The organism is Dechloromonas aromatica RCB, assembly GCF_000012425.1.
This window is the reverse complement of the sequence record NC_007298.1, coordinates 3,855,976-3,875,804: the sequence shown is the minus strand read 5'-3', so window position 1 is coordinate 3,875,804 and position 19,829 is coordinate 3,855,976. Positions and strand designations below refer to the sequence as shown.

The 19,829-nt window shown below is 64.7% G+C and carries 8 protein-coding genes; all 8 read left to right on the top strand.

Annotated features, from left to right (window positions below):
* Positions 1 to 3: 3 nt before the first annotated feature.
* The 8 genes from DARO_RS18400 (at position 4) to DARO_RS21980 (ending at position 19,805) form a co-directional block, all read left to right on the top strand.
* Positions 4 to 3,027 (top strand): baseplate J/gp47 family protein, encoded by a 3,024-nt coding sequence (locus DARO_RS18400; RefSeq protein WP_011289331.1) that lies wholly within the window; start codon positions 4 to 6, stop codon positions 3,025 to 3,027.
* Positions 3,028 to 3,040: 13 nt separating this feature from the next.
* Entirely contained in the window at positions 3,041 to 5,632 is a 2,592-nt protein-coding gene (locus tag DARO_RS18395; RefSeq protein ID WP_011289330.1) for a baseplate wedge protein, read from the top strand.
* A gap of 18 nt (positions 5,633 to 5,650) precedes the next feature.
* Positions 5,651 to 8,476, top strand: coding sequence for a hypothetical protein (locus DARO_RS18390; RefSeq protein ID WP_011289329.1), 2,826 nt, complete (start codon positions 5,651 to 5,653; stop codon positions 8,474 to 8,476).
* A 13-nt stretch (positions 8,477 to 8,489) separates the two neighbouring features.
* A complete protein-coding gene (locus DARO_RS21985; protein ID WP_011289328.1) occupies positions 8,490 to 9,980 on the top strand; it encodes a contractile injection system tape measure protein in 1,491 nt (496 codons plus the stop codon).
* Entirely contained in the window at positions 9,965 to 11,311 is a 1,347-nt protein-coding gene (locus tag DARO_RS18380) for an ATP-binding protein (protein WP_011289327.1), read from the top strand. Before DARO_RS21985 ends, DARO_RS18380 begins: the two co-directional genes overlap by 16 nt.
* Positions 11,312 to 11,390: 79 nt before the next feature.
* Positions 11,391 to 14,567, top strand: a complete 3,177-nt coding sequence (locus tag DARO_RS18375) for an eCIS core domain-containing protein (protein WP_011289326.1) — start codon at positions 11,391 to 11,393, stop codon at positions 14,565 to 14,567.
* Positions 14,568 to 14,778: 211 nt separating this feature from the next.
* On the top strand, positions 14,779 to 16,167 hold the full coding sequence (locus DARO_RS18365) for a toll/interleukin-1 receptor domain-containing protein (protein ID WP_011289325.1): 1,389 nt from the start codon (positions 14,779 to 14,781) through the stop codon (positions 16,165 to 16,167).
* Between the two features lie 2 nt (positions 16,168 to 16,169).
* Positions 16,170 to 19,805 carry a WD40 repeat domain-containing protein gene (locus DARO_RS21980; protein WP_011289324.1) on the top strand — a complete coding sequence of 1,212 codons (3,636 nt, stop codon included), beginning with the start codon at positions 16,170 to 16,172 and terminating at the stop codon, positions 19,803 to 19,805.
* Positions 19,806 to 19,829 lie beyond the last annotated feature (24 nt).

Genomic DNA, 19,829 nt, shown 5'->3' with positions numbered 1-19,829 from the left:
ACCATGGCCAGCGACCGCATCCTGCAAAACGAAATTGCCCGGCTCGGGCAGAGCCAGGAAGACCGCTCGCCGGCCGCGCTCGACCCCGCTTTTGCCCCGGTCGATGGTCGCAGCCCGGCCGATCGCGTCGCCGAAGCGCGCCGGCTGGCCGCCCAGTTGCGCTATTACGGCTTCGATCCGGACAAGGCCGATGGTGACTGGCAAGGTCTTTTTCCGGCTGACGCCGAGCAGGCACTTACTCGCGACGATGGCGGCGTACCGCCGCATCTCGGCCTGTTTGGTGCCTTCCTCGATATGCTGGATCCAGCGAAAGATGCGCTGAACGACCTGACCGCCCGCCACCTTGATTTCCAGTATCGCCGGGTGCTCGGTTTCGAACCGCTGCCGGCCGAACCCGAGCATGCCCACCTGACGCTGGAACTGAAGAAAGGCACGGCGCCCTTTGCCATTACGCCGGCTCATCGTTTCACGGCCGGCAAGGGCGCCGATGGCAGCGAACGCCTCTACGCCCCGCTGCGCGAAACGCTGATCGGCCAAGGCAAGATTGCCGCGCTGCACAGCGTCTATCGCGATGCCGGCGGCGTGCGTTTCGCCCCGGTTGCCAATTCGGCCGATGGCCTCGGCACGCCGCTCGATCCGGCCAAGCCGCACTGGTCGGCTTTCGGCCACGCCGGGCTGGCCGCAGCGCCGCTCGGCTTTGCGCTGGCCTCGTCACTGCTGCGGCTGCGCGAAGGGCGGCGCGAGGTGGCGGCGACGCTCGATGTTGCCTTTGCCGACAGCGTCGGGCTGAGCGGGCAGGCCATCGCCGACTGCCTGCAGGCCTTTGTCAGTGGTGAAAAAGGCTGGCTTGGGCCGTATCCGCTGACTGGCACGCTGAGCGCCGGCCACTTGAAACTCGGTTTTACGGTGCCGGATGGCGAACCGGCCGTGGTTGATTACGACGCCGCACTGCATGGCTCGGCCTTCGCCACCGCGCTGCCGGTCGTCCAGTTGCTGCTCCGGCCCGAATCCGCCGCTGCCTACGCGGCACTGTCGCAACTGCGGCTCGACAAGGCCCGACTGAGTGTCACGGTCGACGGCATGAAAACGCTGGATCTCGAAAACGATTTCGGCAGCCTCAACCCGAAAAAGGCCTTCCAGCCCTTCGGCCCGCAGCCGGTCAAAGGTTCGCGGTTCATGGTCGGTTGCCCCGAGGCGCTGAGCAAACCGCTGACCGACCTGAAAATCCGTTTGCGCTGGCAGGGTGCGCCCGGCGACTTCGCCGGCTGGTATGCCTGCTACAAGAACGTCGCCGCCGTCAGTAACGGCATCGCAGCCCGGCTGGTTTATCAGGATGCCGGCGGCAGCGAGACCTCGCGCGAGCTGAACCTGATGAACCGTGTCGATGGCGTCAGCACGCTGAGCCCGAGTGCGCCGGCGACCGCCTTCACGCCGCTCTACGTCGGGCAGAATTTCGTCTATTCGATGCTCAGCGGCGGCAGTTTCATCAGCCGCCTGTTCGGCAAGCGCTTCATGCAGGCGCAGCCGGTCTATCAGCGGGAAAACGTGCCGCCACCGGCTGCGCGCAGCGGCTTTGTCACCGTGGCGCTGATCGAGGATTTCCTGCACGCCGACTACCGCCGCGAGACGATGGAAGAGGCGCGCAAGACTTCGCCCAAGGTGCTGAACGAACCCTATACGCCGGTGGTGCAGGAGATCACGCTGGCCTACGCCGCCCAATCGCCGGTCGCCGACCTGACACTTGACGATCAGGACGCCTTCGCCGCCTCGCTCGACCTGCAGTTCTTCCATGTCGGCGCCTTTGGCCCGCGCCGCGAACACCCCTTCCTGCGCCGCCAACTCGGCTGGGTCAGCGAAAAGAAAATCAGCCTGCTGCCGAGCTATCCCGACGAAGGCGAATTGATCGTCGGCGTCGATGGCGTCGGGGCCGGCGACAGCATTCACCTGCTGCTGCAGGTTGCCGAGGGCAGTGCCGATCCCGAGTTGCAGGCGCAGCCGGTCAAATGGTCGGTGCTCTGCGACAACCACTGGCGCCCCGCGGCGCCGGAGGAATTCGCCCTCGACACCAGCCGCGGCCTGCGCGCCAGCGGCCTCGTCGGCCTGGTGCTGTCGCGCTCGACGACGACCGACAACAGCTGGTTGCCGGCTGGTCCGGTCTGGCTCAAGGCAGCCGTGAACAAGGACAGCGCGGGGGCCTGCAAGCTGCTCGCCGTGCACGCCAACGGCGTCGAAGTGGTGCGTGACTGGTCGGCTGCTGCGACGGCGCCGGCCGTTGAAACGCTGGCCCCGGGCAGTATCGCCAAACTGCTGGCGCCGCCCGCCGCGCTCAAGCAGGTGGCCCAGCCCTACGCCAGTTTTGGCGGGCGGGCCGGCGAAAGTGCTGCCATGCTCAACCGTCGTGCGGCCGAGCGCTTGCGCCATCGCCAGCGCTGCATCACGCCCTGGGATTACGAGCGACTGCTGCTCGAAAACTTCCCCGGCGTGCATCGCGTCAAGTGCATTCCGCATGCCAGCGAAACATCGTGGATGGCGCCCGGCCACCTGTTGATCGTCGCCATTCCCGACCTGCGCAACCGCAACCTGCCCGACTTGCTGCAACCCAAGGTCGATCTCGACACCTTGACGCAAATGACCGAGTTGGCCCAGGCGCATGCCTCGCCGCAGGTCACGGTGCGCGTTCGCAACCCGGCTTACCAGGCCATCCGGCTCGATTTCAAGGTTCGCTTCCGGGCCGGCTATCCCTTCGACTACACCCGCCGGCAACTGCACGAAGCCATCGTCCAGGCGCTGTCGCCGTGGGCTTTCGCGGCCGGCCGGCAGCTCGATTTCGGCGGCCGCATCTACCGTTCGGTGTTGCTCGATTTCATCGAGGAGCTGCCTTACGTCGATTTCGTCACCGACTTCCGCTGCGGTCTGGCCGGCAGCGGCGACCTGTTGCTCAACGATGTCGCCGAGATCGTCGCCGAACGGCCCGACACCATCCTCGTTTCGGCGGCCCGGCATGTGATTGCCGAAGCCACCGACTGACGCGAGAAACGCCATGCTGCTGCAACCCAAGATCTCGCCCCTGCCCCCCGCCGATCCGGCGCTCGACCAGCGCCGGCTGGCCGGCATCGGCCTCGACAGCGTGCGCCGCCTGTCGCGCCGCCTGTGGACCGACCACAATTCGCACGACCCCGGCATCACGACGCTGGAACTGCTGGCCTACGCGCTGACCGATCTCGCTTACCGGGCCCGTTTCCCGATCGAAGACCTGCTCGCCGCGCCGGAAGATAACGCTGTCGAGATGGCCAAATTGTTCGACAGCGCCGGCAGCATCCTGCCCTGCATGCCGGTCACCGAGGCCGACTACCGCAAGCTGCTGATCGACCTGCCCGGCGTCAAGAACGCCTGGCTGCATCCGGTGCCGAAGACGCTCTACGCCGATCCGGCCGAAGGCACGCTGGCCGCCACGCCGACCGGCAGCAAGACCGAGCGCCCGATAGCAGTGCGCGGCCGCTATCGCGTGCTGCTCGACTACATGGACGACAAGGACACCGTCGAACTGCGGCAGGGCGTCGATCGGGACGTGCTGGCCACCCTGAATGCCAATCGCGGCCTGTGCACCGATTTTGTCGGCGTCGACCGGATCGCCATGCAGTACTTCAGCCTGTGCGCCGAAATCGACCTGCAGCCGGATGCCGATGCCGACCGCGTCGCGGCCGACATCGCCTTTGCCGTCGATCGCTTCCTGGCGCCGCCGGTGCTCAACTACACGCTGGACGAAATGCGCGCCCGTCGCCGGGCCGATGGCTCACTGTGGAGCATTCCGGAAATCTTCGAAGGGCCGAAGCTGGTCAATGGCTTCATCGACGACGAGGAACTCGCTGCCGCCGGTCTGCGCAGCGAAGTCCGGCTCTCAGATGTGATCAGCGTGATCATGGATATTCCGGGCGTCGTTGCCATCCGCGACATCCTGCTCAACGCGCTGGATACCGCCGGCAAGGCCATCGAGCCGACCGACAAGTGGCGCCTGCCTGTGCCGGCCGGGATGCAGCCTCGGCTTTCGGCAACGCGTGGCCGGCTGGTTTTCTACAAGAAGAACCTGCCCATTCCGCCGAATGCCGCACGGGTCTCCAGCCTGCTCGGCGATCTGCGGCTGGCCGAACGCCTCAAGCTCGAAGACGGCATGCTCGAAGACCTGCCGATTCCGCTTGGCCGCTATCGCAACCCGGAAAGCTACCGTTCCTTCCAGACGCATTTTCCGGTTACTTACGGCATCTCCGAATTCGGCCTCCCGCCCGGCGCCACGCCCCAGCGCGCGGCGCAGGCGCTGCAGTTCAAGGCCTGGCTGCTGTTCTTTGACCAGATGATGGCCAACTACCAGTCGCAACTGGCGCATGTCCGCGACCTGTTCTCGACTCGGCCCGAGCTGGCGCAGAGCTATTTCAGCCAGTTGGTCGACAGCTTCCCGAATTGGGAAAAGGTCTACGGCGCCGGATTCGATGCTGCCAAGCTGGGCGAAGTGGTCGAACCGGCCGGTAGCGGGCTGGTGCGCCGCAATCGCTTCCTTGATCACCTGCTGGCGCGTTACGCCGAGGATTTCCAGGAATACACCGCCGTGATGCAGGCGCGTTTCGGCATGGGGCCGGCCCAGGCGGCCAGCGCCAAGTGCGTTTTCCTCGACGAATATCCGCGTCTCGGCGGCCAGCGCGGGCAGGCCTACAACGCGGCGCTGAAGGGCGACGCCGACCTGTGGAACAGCGACAACGTTTCCGGCTTCGAACGCCGCATCGCCCGCCTGCTCGACATCGGCAACTGGCAGCGGCGCAACCTGTCCGAGGTGGCCTACGACACCTACGCCGAGGTCGATGCCACGCCGAACGACGAATTCCGCTTCCGCGTCCGGCATCCGGTCAGCGCCAAGATCCTGCTCTCGAGCAGCACCAACTACACGACCAAGGCCAAGGCGCGCAACGAAATGGAGCAGGCCATCGCTCGCGCCCAGCGCCCCGAGGGCTATTCACGCAAGACGACGAGCGATGGCCGGCATTACTTCAACATCGTCGATGCCGGCGGCGAAGTCATCGCCCGGCGCATCGAGTATTTCGCCAGCGCCGAGGCGATGGAACTGGCCATTGCCAGCCTGATCGCCCACCTGCGCAACTACTACAGCGGCGAGGGGATGTACGTCATCGAGCACCTGCTGCTGCTGCCGGAGCAAACCGGCGACCCGTTCATGGACATCTGCGTCGATCCCGGCTGCACCGACTGTGCCGATCTCGATCCCTACAGCGACCGCATCACCATCGTGCTGCCCGCCTTCACCGGCCGCTTCCGCGATTTCGATTTCCGCAACTTTGTCGAGGAAACCCTGCGCCAGGAAACGCCGGCCCACATCCTGCCGCGCATCTGCTGGGTGAACAGCGACGACATGGCCGAAATCGAAAAGGCCTATCGCGACTGGCTGGCCATCAGGGCCGGCACCGCCACGGCCGACCGGGCAGCCAGGATCAAGGCGCTGACCGATGCGCTGACCCGCGCCAAGAACGTTTATCCCTCCAGCGGCCTGCACCCCTGCGGCCAGATGGAGCCTCCACCTTTCGTCCTCGGTCGCACTGCATTGGGCAGTGCCGACGAGGCCCCTGTTTAGTAGTCCGGGAGCACGACCATGGCCGAACCGCTCAAGATCATCCGCCGCCTCAACGAAGTCACCACCGATTACGCCGTCTTCGAGCGCGATCAGGTGCTGACCGAGACGCAACTGAACAGCGTCGTTGAATACCTCGACGACCAGAGCCGCCTGACGCGCACGCAACTGCTCGGCATCGGCATTGTCGGTGGCCTGTGGCCATCGCTGGGCAAGGAGCAACTGGTCGTCAGCAAGGGCGTCGGTGTGACCAGCGATGGCGATCTGATCGGCCTGTCCGACGATACGGTTTTCGACCGCTGGCTGGCCTACGACGAAAGCGCCCCGGCCTACGACGCCTTCTACGACGGCGAGAAGATGCTACCGCTGATCGAACTGCTGGCTGCCGATGACAAGCGTGAGGGCAAGCCGCTGGCCGAGATCGGCGATACGCTGAAGCAGATGGTCGCCATCGCTTTCATGGAAAGCTACGAAAACGATCCCGACCTATGCACCGGCGGCGATTGCGACAACCGCGGCCGCACGGCCCGGAACACCCAGCGCCTGCTGCTGATCAATCGCGAACTGGCCGAAAAGATCCGCCTGAACGCCAGCTTCCGCACCGGCGCCGAACTGGCTCGCCAGTTGAAGCGTGTCCGCGTGACGCGTGTCGATCTCGGTACGGGTAGCGACGCCAAGGTCGATGTCACCTCGGCCGAACTGTTCGCCGCCCGTTATCGTACGGCCGCCGATAGCAGTTTCAAGGCGCTGTACGGGGCCGTAAAGCAACTGATCGACCGGGTCGGCGATGGTGCCGCCCTCGGGCTGCCCAGCCCGGTTGGCTGGACGGCTGGCCTGGACAAGCGTCTGCAGGCCTTGCCCGGCACGGTCGGTGGCATCCAGTATTTTCATGACCATGCCAAGGATCTGGTGGCGGTCTGGAACGACCTGCGCGCCGCCCTGTTCGCCGACGACGGCGTGCTTTGCCCGGCCAGCGAGGCTTTTCCCAAGCACCTGCTGCTCGGGGCGCTGGCCGATCCTTCGGTCGATCGCACCGGCTGCTACCCGGCGCCGTGGCTGGCTGGCGGCATGCTCGAGCGGCAGCGGGTGATCCTGCTCATGCGCAAGTTTGGGTTGCTGCTGGACGCCTTCGAGCTGCCCAAGGCACAGATTCCCAAGATCATCCCCAGCCGGCGCGAGAGTATCGCGCTCGACGAACGAGCCATCCCGGTCTATTACCGGGCAGATGCCACGTTACGCGAACTGTGGAACGACACCCGCCGGCAACGCGGCGAGAGCGAGGACAACACCGGCTACCACTGGACGCAGGCCACTGACCTACAGCCCATCCTGCCTGAAGCGCCGCTGGCCGAGCGCCAACTGCCCGATCCTTTCCTGAGTGATCAGGGCGGCAACGATTTTTATCGCATCGAGGGTTTCCTCGGCCTGAAGGCCGACGTGGCCGAGCGGGCCATTGAAAAGCTGATCCGCCAGCGCAACCTGCCGATTTCGGTGGTCAGTGCGCTGACGCACAATCAGCGGCAATGGATCATCCGTGGCCCGAAGTTCAAGAAGACCAGCTTGCACAGCCTGCACTACCTGCTGCGCCAGGACCTGACCAGCCACCTCAAGGACAACATCGCCTACAGCGGCCGCCTGATCGAAGATGTGAAGAAGGCGCAGACCGACTGGAGTGCCGATGAGGACCGCAAGCTCAAGGTCGGCGGTATTTTCACGCAGCACGCTGCACTGACTACCGATTACGCCAAGCCCATCGAGAACGCCAAGATCCAGCTCGAAGCGGCCGATACCGACCTGATCGGCAGCGCCACCAAGCCGGGTCCGTTGGCCACCCGCAGCTACAAGGGCTTCGTGGCGCAGGACAAGACCATCCGCGAACGACTGAGCACGGTCGTCGTCGGCGCCGCCACCGCCAAGGCCAACCTAGGCCATGTGACGCGCAACGACATCGTTTCGCCGCTCGATTCCTTTGCCGGGTCGAAGAGCCACCTTTGGGTGGATTGGCTCGGCGACATCCTGAAAAAACGCGAGGACGATCAGAAGGACCGCCTGCTGCTGACCAACATGCTGAACGAGCATCCGGGACTGGAGCATGCCGGCGGCGTCGTGCCCGGCGGCACGTTCGTGCTGGTCTACAACGACGCCGGTATCGTCATCGGTGACCTGATGCTGCCCTACTGGATCGACGACAACGACGAAAGCGATTTCGACGAGCCGCAACTGACGCTGCCCGACATCAGCCTGCGTCTGCCGAAGGATCTCATGCCGATCAAGTTCATCAAGCCGCTCGACCTGAGCTTCGACGACTTCAAGGTGACCAAGATCGCACCCGAGATCAAGATTCAGGAAAACTACAGCAAGTTCTTCCAGACCTCGCTCGGCAGCCTCGGCGAGGTGCTGAAAACCAAGGCATCATCGGTCAACGATGGCGTCAAGGCCGCGACCGGCGACAAATACATGGAACAGATGCTGGCCATCGTCAAATCGCAGCAGGAGCAGATCAAGGGCTTGCGCGAAGTGGCCGGCGACGACCGGATGACGCCGGCAACGCGCGAGAAGGCACTCGAACAGGCCAAAGCGGTCGAGGCGCAACTGGCCGTTTCGGTCGGCACGACGGTCGAATACTTTGCCGTTGCCGCACCGGAAACCGTGCGCTTCGAAGCCGACAAGGCGGCGGTTTACGAGACGGTCGGTTCGGCCATCAATATGGTCACCGACAAGGATGCCAGCGCTAGGCTGCAGACCAACCTCAAGGAAACGGCCATCGCCGCTAACAAGGTGCCGACCGGCAGCTCGGCCATGGTCGCCGAGCAGATGATGAACAAGGTCGGTATCCGCATCGGCTGAACGAGAGATCATCATGAGCGCCACGCACCGTATCCGCCGCCAGCGCTGGCAGGTTCGCACTGCCAGCGCCGCCGATGCCTTTGCCGTGCGCACGGCCCTGCGGCAGGAGAACGAAGTCAGCCTGCTGCCCGCGCTGGAAAGCGTCTTTGCCGCGCTTGATGATGGCGAGCGGGAAATCCATTTGCCGCGCCTCGAACTGGCTATCCGCATTTCATTGCCCGAGCGGCTGGCCGAAGAGTTGCCGGTCATGCTGGCCGAGGCTGCCCGTCAGGCGCTGGCCGAAGTCATCGATGTGCCGTCGCAGGAGCCGGCCGCCATGCCGCGCAGCCTGACGCCGGGCAAGCGATTGCGCCGCTATCTGGGCAGCGGCCAGGTCGACTGGTTCGATGCCGATCGTGAACAGTCCGAACTGCAGCAGCAACTGGCGGACGAAGCCCGCCAGTGGAGCGCCTCGCCGGCCGCCGCCTGGCCCTGTCTGCTGGCCGATCTGCCAGCCGGCGGACAGGCGCGCGCCGATGCCTTCTTCCGCTTCCTGCAACTGCTCGATATCGCCGACCGCCTGCGCTGGTGGGATTTTGCCGCCCGTCTGGCCGAGGCCCACGATGGCGAATCGCCGGCCCGACTGGCGCTGCTGCGTCAGATGGCGGCGACACGCCCGGCTGACCATGCACTCCGCCTGCAGGCGCTCGGCTTGCTGGCGCTGTCGGCCGACCCGGCCCGTTCTTCCCGCCATCGCAGCGAGTGTTTGCGGGTGGCGCAGGCCTGTGCCGGGCAGCTGGAAACCTTTGCTGCGGTTGACCAGAAAAACTGGCTGAAAATCGAAAGCTGGCTCGGCGGCGAGAGCGGGGCAATAACGCTTGATCTGGATAACGGCAGCGCGAAGGCAGCAATAGATGCAACGAGCCCTCCGCTACCGGAGGCAGCGGGAGTCGGGAAAGCACCGAATCTTTCGACTGATCGTGATGGTGAACCTGGCCAGGCCCTTGGGCTGCCGCTGCGCTCGGCTGGATTGATCCTGCTCCATCCGTATCTGCCAAGGTTGTTCGCGGCACTCGGCTGGGTCAGCGCCAGCCATCCGCCCGGCGAGCCCTTCCCGTGGGCCAGGTTGCCGCATGCCGCCGCCTTGCTCAACTGGCTGGCCACCGGCCGCGACGAGCCTTTCGAATTCGAACTCGGCACCGCCAAACTGTTGCTTGGCCTGCAGCCGGACGCCCCGCTGCCAGTCGCCGCCGGCCTGATCGGCGATGCCGAAAGGGAGGAAGGCGAGGCCCTGCTCGGCGCTGTCATCCTGCACTGGTCTGCCCTCGGCCAGACCACCGTCGACGGCCTGCGCGTCGCCTTCCTGCAACGCGGTGGCCTGCTTTATCCGGCGCCTGACGGCTGGCTGTTGCGGCCGCAAGGCGAAACCTTCGACCTCTTGCTCGACCGCTTGCCCTGGGGCTTGTCCATCATTCGCCTGCCCTGGATGCCTAGCTCTCTCCACACCGAATGGCTGAGCGCCTGAACGCCACCGCCCGCGATGTCGAAGCCGACCTGGCCTGGCTGGCGGCCTTGTTGCAGCATCGTCTCGATACCTACTTTGCCGAAAAGCCGGCCAGCCCGGCCTTGCCTGGCGAGCGGCCGCCGCCGAGCCTAGCCGACAGCCAGTCGCCCTATGCCGAATTCCTGCGCCGCCACGCTCTGACTGCCGACGAACGGGCGGTGCTGCTGCTCGCCCTGGCGCCATCGCTCCGACCGCAACTGCTCGACGTGCTGTGGGCGCGCAACCCGGCCAACCAGCGTGGCTACAGCGAATTCGGCGGCGTGCAGGGGGCGTCATCCGGGCATTTCATCCCGACCGGCGAGACGGCCTGTTTCCTGCTGGCTGGCGACCATCTGGCGGAACGCCTGCGCATCATTCACCTGCTCGGCCAGCACGACAGCCTGCTCGCCGGCGACGTGCTGCTGCCCTTGGTGCCGCCGCCCGGTGAGGGCTTGCTGGCCGGGCGTCTGCAACCGGCGCCGGCCTTGCTCGCCCTGTTCGGCCTCGACGCGCCGGGCAGCGAGGCTGATGCCCTGCCGGCACAAAGGGTGACGACTGGCTTGGCCTGGGCCGATTTGGTGCTGCCGCCGGCGACGCTGGCCCAGCTTGAGGAAGTGCGCGACTGGCTGGCGCACGGCGACACCCTGTTGCACACGCTGGGCATGGCAGCCCGCATGCGCCCGGGCTACACCTGTCTGTTCCATGGCCCACCGGGCACCGGCAAGACCCTGTCGGCCTGCCTGCTCGGCAAGCTGTGCGAGCGCGAGGTGCATCGTGTCGACCTGTCGATGGTCGTTTCCAAGTACATCGGCGAGACCGAAAAGAACCTCGCCCGCGTTTTCGACCTGGCCGAACAGCGCGGCTGGATCCTGTTCTTCGACGAAGCCGACGCCCTGTTCGGCCAGCGCACCCGCGTCGATAGCGCCCACGATCGCTACGCCAATCAGGAGGTCAGCTACCTGCTGCAACGCATCGAGGACTTCCCCGGCGTCGTCATCCTGTCCTCCAACCTGCGCGGCAATATCGACGATGCCTTCACCCGGCGCTTCCAGTCGGTGGTCGCCTTCCCGATGCCGGCCGTCGAGGAGCGCTACCGGCTATGGACCGAGTCGATCCCGGCCCTGCTGGAACGTGACCGGGATCTCGACTTCGTCCGGCTGGCCGAAAAGTACGAGGTTTCCGGCGGCACCATCATCAACGTCATCCGCTACGCCGCGCTGCGTTCGCTGGTCCGTGGCGACCGCCGGCTGGCGACCGACGATATCGACGACGGCCTGCGCCGCGAGTTGCTCAAGGAGGGCCGGGGCTTCTAGCCCGGACAGAACATGCGCCACCTGCCTGCCTTCGCCGCCTTGACGATGCCAAAACCCGGTCCGGGCTGAGCCGAACGCCATGGAAGCCGCCGCCCGCCTCGTCAATCGCCCGTCGCCACCGATGCCGGCGGCTGCGGTCAAGGTGGCCGAGCCAGTGGTGGCGCAGACGGCGCCGATCCGCATCCAGTGCCAGAGCCTGCGCGTTTCTACACCCGGCGATGCGGCCGAAGTCGAGGCCCGGCATGTCGCGCGCAGCATCGTCAGCATGCCGGCGACTGCGGCAGCCCGGCCGGCCAGCGTGCTCAGTCCGCCCACGCTGCATCGGGCCAATCCGGTGCGCGGGCCGGCGGTTGCCGCGCCCACCCGGCCGCAGCAAACGGCCGCCAAACCAACGTCCAGCGGTGGCGAGCCGCTGCCCGAGGCGGTGCGCCAGGACATGGAGTCGCGCTTCGGCGCCGATTTCAGCGCCGTGCGCATCCATCGCGATGCCCGCGCCGCGCAAGCCAGCACTGCCCTCAACGCGGCGGCCTTCACGGTCGGCAACCAGATCCATTTCGGGGCCGGCCAGTTCAACCCGGGCAGCGGCGAAGGCCGCGAGCTGATCGCCCACGAACTGACCCACACCATCCAGCAGGGCGCCGCACCGCAAGCCCAACGGCAGATCCAGCGCAGCCCGGCCCCGCTGGTCGTCGAGCGCAGTGCTCCAGCTGTCCAGCGCCTCGGCCTTGGCGATGCGCTCAATTACTTTGCCGAGCACGCCAATTTCATCCCCGGCTTCCGGATGTTCACGCTGGTCCTCGGTGTCAATCCGATCAACATGCGGGCCGTTGACCGCTCGCCGGGCAACCTGCTGCGCGCTGTCGTCGAGCTGATGCCGGGCGGCGCGCTGATCACCCGGGCGCTGGATGGCTACGGCATCATCGACCGCGTTGCCGGCTGGGTGCAGCAGCAGATGAGCAGCCTCGGGCTGGTCGCCAGCAGCATCCGGCAGGCGGTCGACCGCTTCCTCGACTCGCTGAGCTGGACCGACATCTTCGATCTGGGCGGCGTCTGGGAACGCGCCAAGCGCATCGTTACCGAGCCGATCGCGCGCATCACCAGCTTTGTCGGCAATCTGGTTTCCGGCATCCTCCAGTTCATCCGCGATGCCGTGCTGCGACCGCTGGCCGGGCTGGCGCAAGGGACGCGTGGCTGGGATCTGCTCTGCGCCGTACTCGGCCGAAACCCGATTACCGGCGACGCGGTGCCGCGCACGGCCGAAACGCTGATCGGCGGCTTCATGCGCCTGATTGGGCAGGAGGAAGTCTGGCGCAATCTGCAGGAAAGCCGCGCCGTGCCGCGGGCGATGGCCTGGTTCCAGGGCGCGCTGGCCGGCCTGATGGGCTTCGTCACCGCCTTGCCCGGCCTGTTCATGGACACCCTGCGCAGCCTCGGCATCAACGACCTGCTGACCCCGGTCCAGACTTTCGGGCGCATCGTCCGCGTCTTCGGCGATTTCGCCGGGCGCTTCGTCGGCTGGGCCGGTGCGCAGGTGATGAGCCTGCTCGAAATCATCTTCGACGTCGTCGCGCCGGCCGTGATGCCCTATATCCGCCGGGCCGCCGGCGCCTTCCGGACCATCGTCGCCAATCCGGTCAATTTCGTCCGCAATCTGGTCCGCGCCGCCGTTCAAGGCTTCCGCCAGTTCGCCAGCAACATCCTGACCCACCTGCGCGCAGCGCTGATCGGCTGGCTGACCGGGGCGATGGGCGGCGCCAATATCTACATTCCGCAGGCGCTGACGCTGCAGGAAATCATCAAGTTCGTGCTCAGCGTGCTCGGCCTGACCTGGCAGAACATCCGCAGCAAGCTGGTCCGCGCCGTCGGCGAAACGGCGGTCAATGCCATGGAAACCGGCTTCGACATCGTCGTCACGTTGGTTCGCGACGGGCCGGCCGCTGCTTGGGAACGCATCCGCGAAAGCCTCTCCAACCTGCGCGAAATGGTCATGGAGCAGATCATGGCCTTCGTCCAGAACAACATCGTGATGGCCGCCGTGACCCGGCTGGTCAGCATGCTCAACCCGGCCGGCGCCTTCATCCAGGCCATCATCGCCATCTACAACACGGTGATGTTCTTCGTCGAACGCCTGCGCCAGATCGCCCAGGTGGCCGCTGCCTTCATCGACTCGATTGCCGCCATCGCCGGCGGCGTCATCGCGGCTGCCGCCAACCGCGTCGAACAGACGATGGCCGGGCTGCTGACGCTGGTCATCAGCTTCCTCGCCCGACTGGTCGGCCTCGGCCGGGTCAGCGATGCGGTGACTAACATCATCAACCGCATCCGCGCCCCGATCGACCGGGCGCTCGATCGCGTGGTAGCCTGGATCGTCAGTCTCGGCCGGCGCTTTATGACCGCCGCCCGCAGCGCGGCCGGGCGCGTCGCCGAATGGTGGCGCCAGCGCAAGCCGTTCCGGACGGCCGGCGGCGAAAGCCACGAGGTCTATTTCGTCGGCGACGAGCGCAATCCGCGCCCGATGGTGGCCAGCCGAGATCCGCAGCCGGTCGAAACGCGCCTCGACCGTTTCCTGGCTGCGGCCAACGAGTCCGGCGCCCCGGCCCGCAAGCGCAACGCCATCCCGCTGATCGGCGCGACGCGAACGGCTGTGCGGGCCAACGCCGATGATCCCATCGTCGTCACCAACCTGCGTACCCTGTTCGGCATCTTCGACGATCCCTCGGCGCCGCGCGTCACCCGCTACCAGCCGCGTACCCAATCGCTGGGCGGCGATACGGTCGGCGTGGGCATGACCATCGACTGGCTCAACGACGCCTGGCGCCGAAGCCACCCCGGCAGCCCGCCTCGCTCCGGCGCGCAGAGCACGCTGATGAGCAAGCTCGAAACCGATCCCGGTGAATCCAGCCCCGACAAATACATCCGCGGACACCTGCTCAACGAACACATTGGCGGCATCGGTGACGCCACCAACCTCTTCCCGATCACCGGCAACGCCAACAGCCGCCACCTGCACTCGACCGAAAGCCGGGTCAAGCGTTGGGTCGATGTGCCCAGCAACTGGGTGTTCTACGAAGTTACGGTAGACGGCATCAGCTCGCGGCTCAATGCCAGCGACGTCACCCAGAACTACGTCAACGCCACGTTCAACTGCCGCGCCGTGCTCAAGGACGACGACGGGACAGAAAAGGAAAGCTACATGACTGCGATCAGTTCAACCTATCGCGTTCGCAACGAAGCACGCGCCTTCCAGGTGCGCTGAGCGCGTTTGGTTTTTCTTCGCGGGCTGGCATTCTTTTTTTGGCAAGTTGCCCAGTTGATTTTGGGCGGTGGGAATTGACCCAAAGCGCTTCTCGGCTATCGCTAACACTTTGCTGCAAAACGGTTATGATAAAGCAATGATTCATGCCCTTCTTCGTCGCCGGAGATAGGTACGACTTGAGGTCCAGCCAAGCGCTAACGGAATCCGTCTCATGACCCAAGATGTTGATGACAACTGGTATTGTCTGATCGAGGAACTGGATCGCGGCAACGTTATTCCCATCGTCGGCCCTGAGCTGCTTGAGGTGCCTGACGCCACGAATGGCGGCATGGCACAGCTTTACGATCTGGTCGCCCGCGAGCTGCTTGCGCGCTACCTCTCTGCCTCTGACCAGAGCTTTTCCGGGGTCTGGGGTTTGCATGGCTGCATCGCGGCCATCGTCGCCAGCGGCCAGAATCCCGACAAGGTCCGCCGCACCACGGCCAAGACACTGGATGCACTCACGGCTGATTGTCCTTTACCGCCCGCCTTGCAGGCCTTGGCGGCCATCGACGCATTTGATCTTTATGTCAGCCTGAGTTGTGACTCGCTGCTTCTCCGCTGCCTGCGCGAGCCCAATGTGGACCCGCAGGCCGAGTCGTTTGCCTTCGGTATTCGCTCCGACACCAATGGTCATCCGCTTGATATTCCGGTCAGGCCGCGCGGCAAGAAAATCTGCTACCAATTGCTTGGTTCGGCCGAGAACCTGCTTGATTTCGCCATTCACGAAGGTGACGTACTCGAATACCTGTATCGCCTTCAGTCTGAACAGACGCGCAGCATCAAAAACCTGCTTGGCCGATTGCGCAGCAGCAACCTGCTTTTCATCGGCTGCCACCTGTCAGACTGGTTCGGTCGCTCGTTATTAAGGCTGGTCAATGAAGATCCACTATTCTCGAAAGCCAAGCAGGAATTCATGACCGACTTCGAGGGGGATACCTCGTTGTCCACCTTTGTCTCCCGGTTCAGCCCGAATAGCCTGGTTTTTCCCGGGACACCAAAGGAGTTTGTCCGCGAACTGGCCGAGCGCTGGCAAAAATGGCGCTTGACCCATCCGCAGCAAGACAAGAAAGCACCGCCGATAGCCGCTGTGAAGGCTGCTGACAGCCCGCAGGTTTTCATCAGCTATGCCAGCGAGAATGCGGATGCCGCACGAGCCATCGCGGATCGACTGCTGCAGCTTGGCGCCGGCGATGTCTGGCTTGATAAGAAAAAACTGCGCGGCGGTGAGGACTGGTCGAGCAAGCTGGAGCAGGCGATCGCCAGTTGCGACTACTTCCTGCCGCTGCTTTCCAGCGAGGCCGATCAGCGCCGCGAAGGCGTTTTTTGGGATGAGTGGGGCAGCGCCCTCGAACGCGCCCGCAAAGTTGCCGATACCTTCATCCTGCCCACCCTGATTGATGCTTCGCCTGACAGCCGCAACAATTATCAGCGGATTGGCAAGCAACTCGGTACCGAGCGTTTCTGGACGCTGCAGCTGTTGAATGCGCCATCCGGAACCTTTGACGCCAAGTCGGAAAGCGACTTGGTCGATTGTTTCGCCAACTTCAGGGGGCATTGATCATGGCGCCCCCGGTCATTGACCGCAACAATCCCTGGCCTTGGCTGGACCCGTTCACCGAAAAGGCTGAAGCCTTCTTCAATGGACGGGATGACGATAGTGCTGCACTCCAGCGTTGTGTCCTGGCGGGAGTGGCGACGGTGCTCTTTGGCAAGTCCGGACTCGGCAAGACCTCACTGCTCCAGGCCGGGCTTTTCCCCCGGCTGCGCAAGTCTGGCTTGCTGCCCGTGCTGGTCCGCCTCGAACATGGTAGCGCTTCGCCAACGGCCGCAGCCCAGATTCGGACCTGCCTGCACAAGGAATGTACGGCTTACGGCCTGACGATGCCGGGCAACCCACAATTTGCGCCGCAACTGGAAAAGCCAGAAGACCGCTTGTGGCTCGACTTGCATACCAATCCGGTCGGTTTGCGCGATGCCCATGGTCAAACCTGGCAGGTGGTTTTCGTTCTCGACCAGTTTGAGGAAATATTTACCCTCGGCGGCCAGGATAGCGAGCGCCAGAGGCTTGATTTTGGCGCACTCGGTGACCTCGTCGAAAACCGCATCCCCCGCGCGCTGGAAAACGCGATCAGTGTCGATGAGGATCTCCTCGATGAATTACGTCTGGACGTTCAGCCCTACCGCGTCGTCTTCTCGCTGCGCGAGGACTATCTGCCGAACCTGGAGCGCTGGTGCGACCGGATTCCCCGCCTCGGCCCCAATCGCTACCGCTTGCTGCCCATGCAGGAAGCTCAGGCGCTTGACGCCATACGACTGACTGGCGGTGATCTGGTCTCGCCGCAAGACGCCGATCGCATCGTACGATTCGTCTCCAGCCAGCAGGAAGGCCCGGCCGTTGGCATGGCGAGCGGCGAATCGGCCGAGGTCAGTATCGAGCCGGCACTCCTCAGCCTGTTGTGTTCCGGCCTCAACCTCGAACGCCAGAAGGCAGGGGCTGCACACCTCGACGCCTCCAACCTGGAACAGAGTGGCGGTCGAATCATGGAGCGGTTTTACGATGACGCGACTCTGGATGTTGCACCGGCGGCCATCGCTTTTGTCGAAGACGAGTTGATCACTCCGGACGGTGTTCGTCTGTTCTATCCACTCAAGTCCATCCTGCAGAATCCCGGTATCACCAAGGCGGATATCGACACCCTGATCGAGCGCCGGCTGCTGCGTCGCCAGCCATTCACCGAAGGCGACCGCATCGAGCTCGTCCATGACCGCCTGGCCGCCGTCGCTCGCCAACGGCGCCGGAATCGGGAAAGCGTGGCCGCGCAGCAGCGTCGGCTGGACGAGGCGCGCCGTGAGGCGGCCGCCAAGGAAGCGAATGTTCGTGCCGATCTCGAAAGCAAGGCGCGGGAGAGCGAAACCCGCGCCCGCCTGCGCGCCGAAAAAGATGCTTCATCCCAAAGGCGCTTGCAAGGAATACTGAAGTTCGTCGTTGCCGCCCTGGTTGTCCTTCTCTGTTTGGCCGGGGCGTCCGCCTGGTTCGCCCGCGAGCAGTCGGCATTGGCACGGGCCGCTGAAGGCAAGGCCAAAAGGTCGGCGGAGGAAGCCAGTATCCGCCGCCTGGTTGCCGAAGGGCAGGCGATGACGACCGGCGCGCAGAGTGGCGGCTCCATCCTCGGCATACTGCAGTTGCTGGCGGCTCACCGCCTGTCCGATGAGGCCTATCCGCAAGCCTCACCGGGGGCTCTGGGCGCGTTGCGGGCCGAATTCATGCGCAGTGCCAGATTGCTCCACCTGAGCGAAAGTGACGAAGCCATCACCACCCTGGACTTGAGTCCGGACGGCCTGCGTATTGTCACGGGGAGCCGCAACGGTAGCCTGCAGCTATGGGAGGCCGCATCGGGAGCCCCTATCGGCAAGCCGCTGATCGGGCACTCGTCGTACGTCAACAGTGTCGCCTTCAGCCCGGACGGCAAGGCGATCGTTTCGGCCAGTCGGGACCACACCCTGCGCCTGTGGGAGGCCGGCACGGGTAATCCGCTTGGCAAGCCGCTGCAAAGTGACAGCGCGGTCTGTAGTGTCGCCTTCAGCCCCCTCGGACAGCGCATCGTCGCGGGTGGCCTGGACGGTAACTTGCGCCTGTGGGATGCCGCTACCGGGCAAATGCTGGGTGAGCCGCTCAAGGGGCATAGCCAACGGGTTTGCGCCGTCGCCTTCAGCCCGGATGGTCAGCACATTGTTTCCGGCGGAGATGACAAGACGCTGCGCTTGTGGAATGTCAGCTCCGGCCAACCTTCCGGTGAAGTGTTGAAGGGGCACACGGAAGCGGTATATAGCGTCGCCTATAGCCCGAATGGCCTGCGTATCGTTTCAGGCAGCAGCGACGCCACCCTGCGTCTATGGGATGCCAGGACAGGAAAACCTATCGGCGACCCACTCAAGCGACATCGCAAGGCCATTCTCGGGGTCGCCTTCAGCCCGGATGGGCGCTACATCGTTTCAGGGAGTGGCGACTACACGGTTCGCCTGTGGGAAACCGAAACCCAGAAGCCGGCCGGCGACAGCCTGCGTGGACATACGGATGAAATCACCGGCGTTCTCTTCAGCCGCGATGGAGAACGGGTGGTCTCGGGCAGTTACGACAAGACCCTGCGCTTGTGGACGGTTGCCGCCGATGATCCGACGAGTGTCGTACTCAACGGCTCCGACAAGGCGCTCAAGAGCGTTGCCTTCAGTCCCGATGGCACTCGGCTCGTTTGGGCGGGGGAGGACCAGGACGTCCACGTCCTGGATTTGACGACCGGAAAGACCACTGGCAAGCCATTTTCCGGACATCGGGAGGCTGTCTACAGCGTGGCGGTCAGCCCGGATAGCAAGCGCATCGCCTCGGGCAGCAGCGACATGAGTGTGCGCTTGTGGGATGCTGCCACCGGCGCGCTCCTTGTTCCCCCGCTGCAGGGACACCTTGGCACCGTCTACGGTGTGGCTTTTAGTCCAGATGGCGCGCGCCTCGTATCCGGCAGCGCGGATGGCACGCTGCGCCAATGGAATGCCGGCAGCGGCGCCCCGATCGGCAGTCCAATGAGCGGAGAGGGCGGAAGCGTCAGCAGTGTCGCTTTTAGCCGGGATGGGCGACGTATCGTTTCGGCCAGCGAGGATGGCAAGTTGCGCCTGTGGGATACGGCCACCGGGAAGCCGATTGGCAAACCGCTCGTTGGGCACCTAAAAGCGGTCAACAGCGTCGCCTTCAGTCGGGACGGGCGGCTTATCGTTTCAGCCAGCGACGATATGAGCCTGCGCCTCTGGGATGCGAACAGCGGTGCGCCGATCGGCAAGCCGCTGACCGGGCACACTCATTACGTCAACAGCGTCGCCTTCAGTCCGGATGGCCGATACGTCGTTTCGGGAAGCAAGGACCAGACATTGCGCCTGTGGGATGTCCGGACCGGCACGCCGGTCGGTGCCCCGCTGGAGGGGCACAGTGATGTCATTTTTGGTGTGACCTTCAGCCCGGATGGCCGACAGGTGGCTTCGGTCAGTGGCGATTCGAGCCTGCGTCGCTGGCCAGTACTCGAGTCATGGGCTGAACGCCTGTGCGCCAAACTCGGCCGCAACATGAGCGATAGCGAATGGCAGCGTCTGGTGTCACCGGATATCCCGTATGCCAGGCAGTGTCCCGGACTGCCCAAGCCTGGTGATTGATTTGCCGTTAACTGTCCTGTTTTT

Excerpts from the sequence above, each read along its gene's own strand:
- DARO_RS18395 (WP_011289330.1), top strand. The coding sequence starts at position 3,041 with ATGCTGCTGCAACCCAAGATCTCGCCCCTGCCCCCCGCCGATCCGGCG.
- DARO_RS18365 (WP_011289325.1), top strand. The coding sequence starts at position 14,779 with ATGACCCAAGATGTTGATGACAACTGGTATTGTCTGATCGAGGAACTG.
- DARO_RS21985 (WP_011289328.1), top strand. The coding sequence starts at position 8,490 with ATGAGCGCCACGCACCGTATCCGCCGCCAGCGCTGGCAGGTTCGCACT.
- DARO_RS18375 (WP_011289326.1), top strand. The coding sequence starts at position 11,391 with ATGGAAGCCGCCGCCCGCCTCGTCAATCGCCCGTCGCCACCGATGCCG.
- DARO_RS21980 (WP_011289324.1), top strand. The coding sequence starts at position 16,170 with ATGGCGCCCCCGGTCATTGACCGCAACAATCCCTGGCCTTGGCTGGAC.
- DARO_RS18380 (WP_011289327.1), top strand. The coding sequence starts at position 9,965 with ATGGCTGAGCGCCTGAACGCCACCGCCCGCGATGTCGAAGCCGACCTG.
- DARO_RS18400 (WP_011289331.1), top strand. The coding sequence starts at position 4 with ATGGCCAGCGACCGCATCCTGCAAAACGAAATTGCCCGGCTCGGGCAG.
- DARO_RS18390 (WP_011289329.1), top strand. The coding sequence starts at position 5,651 with ATGGCCGAACCGCTCAAGATCATCCGCCGCCTCAACGAAGTCACCACC.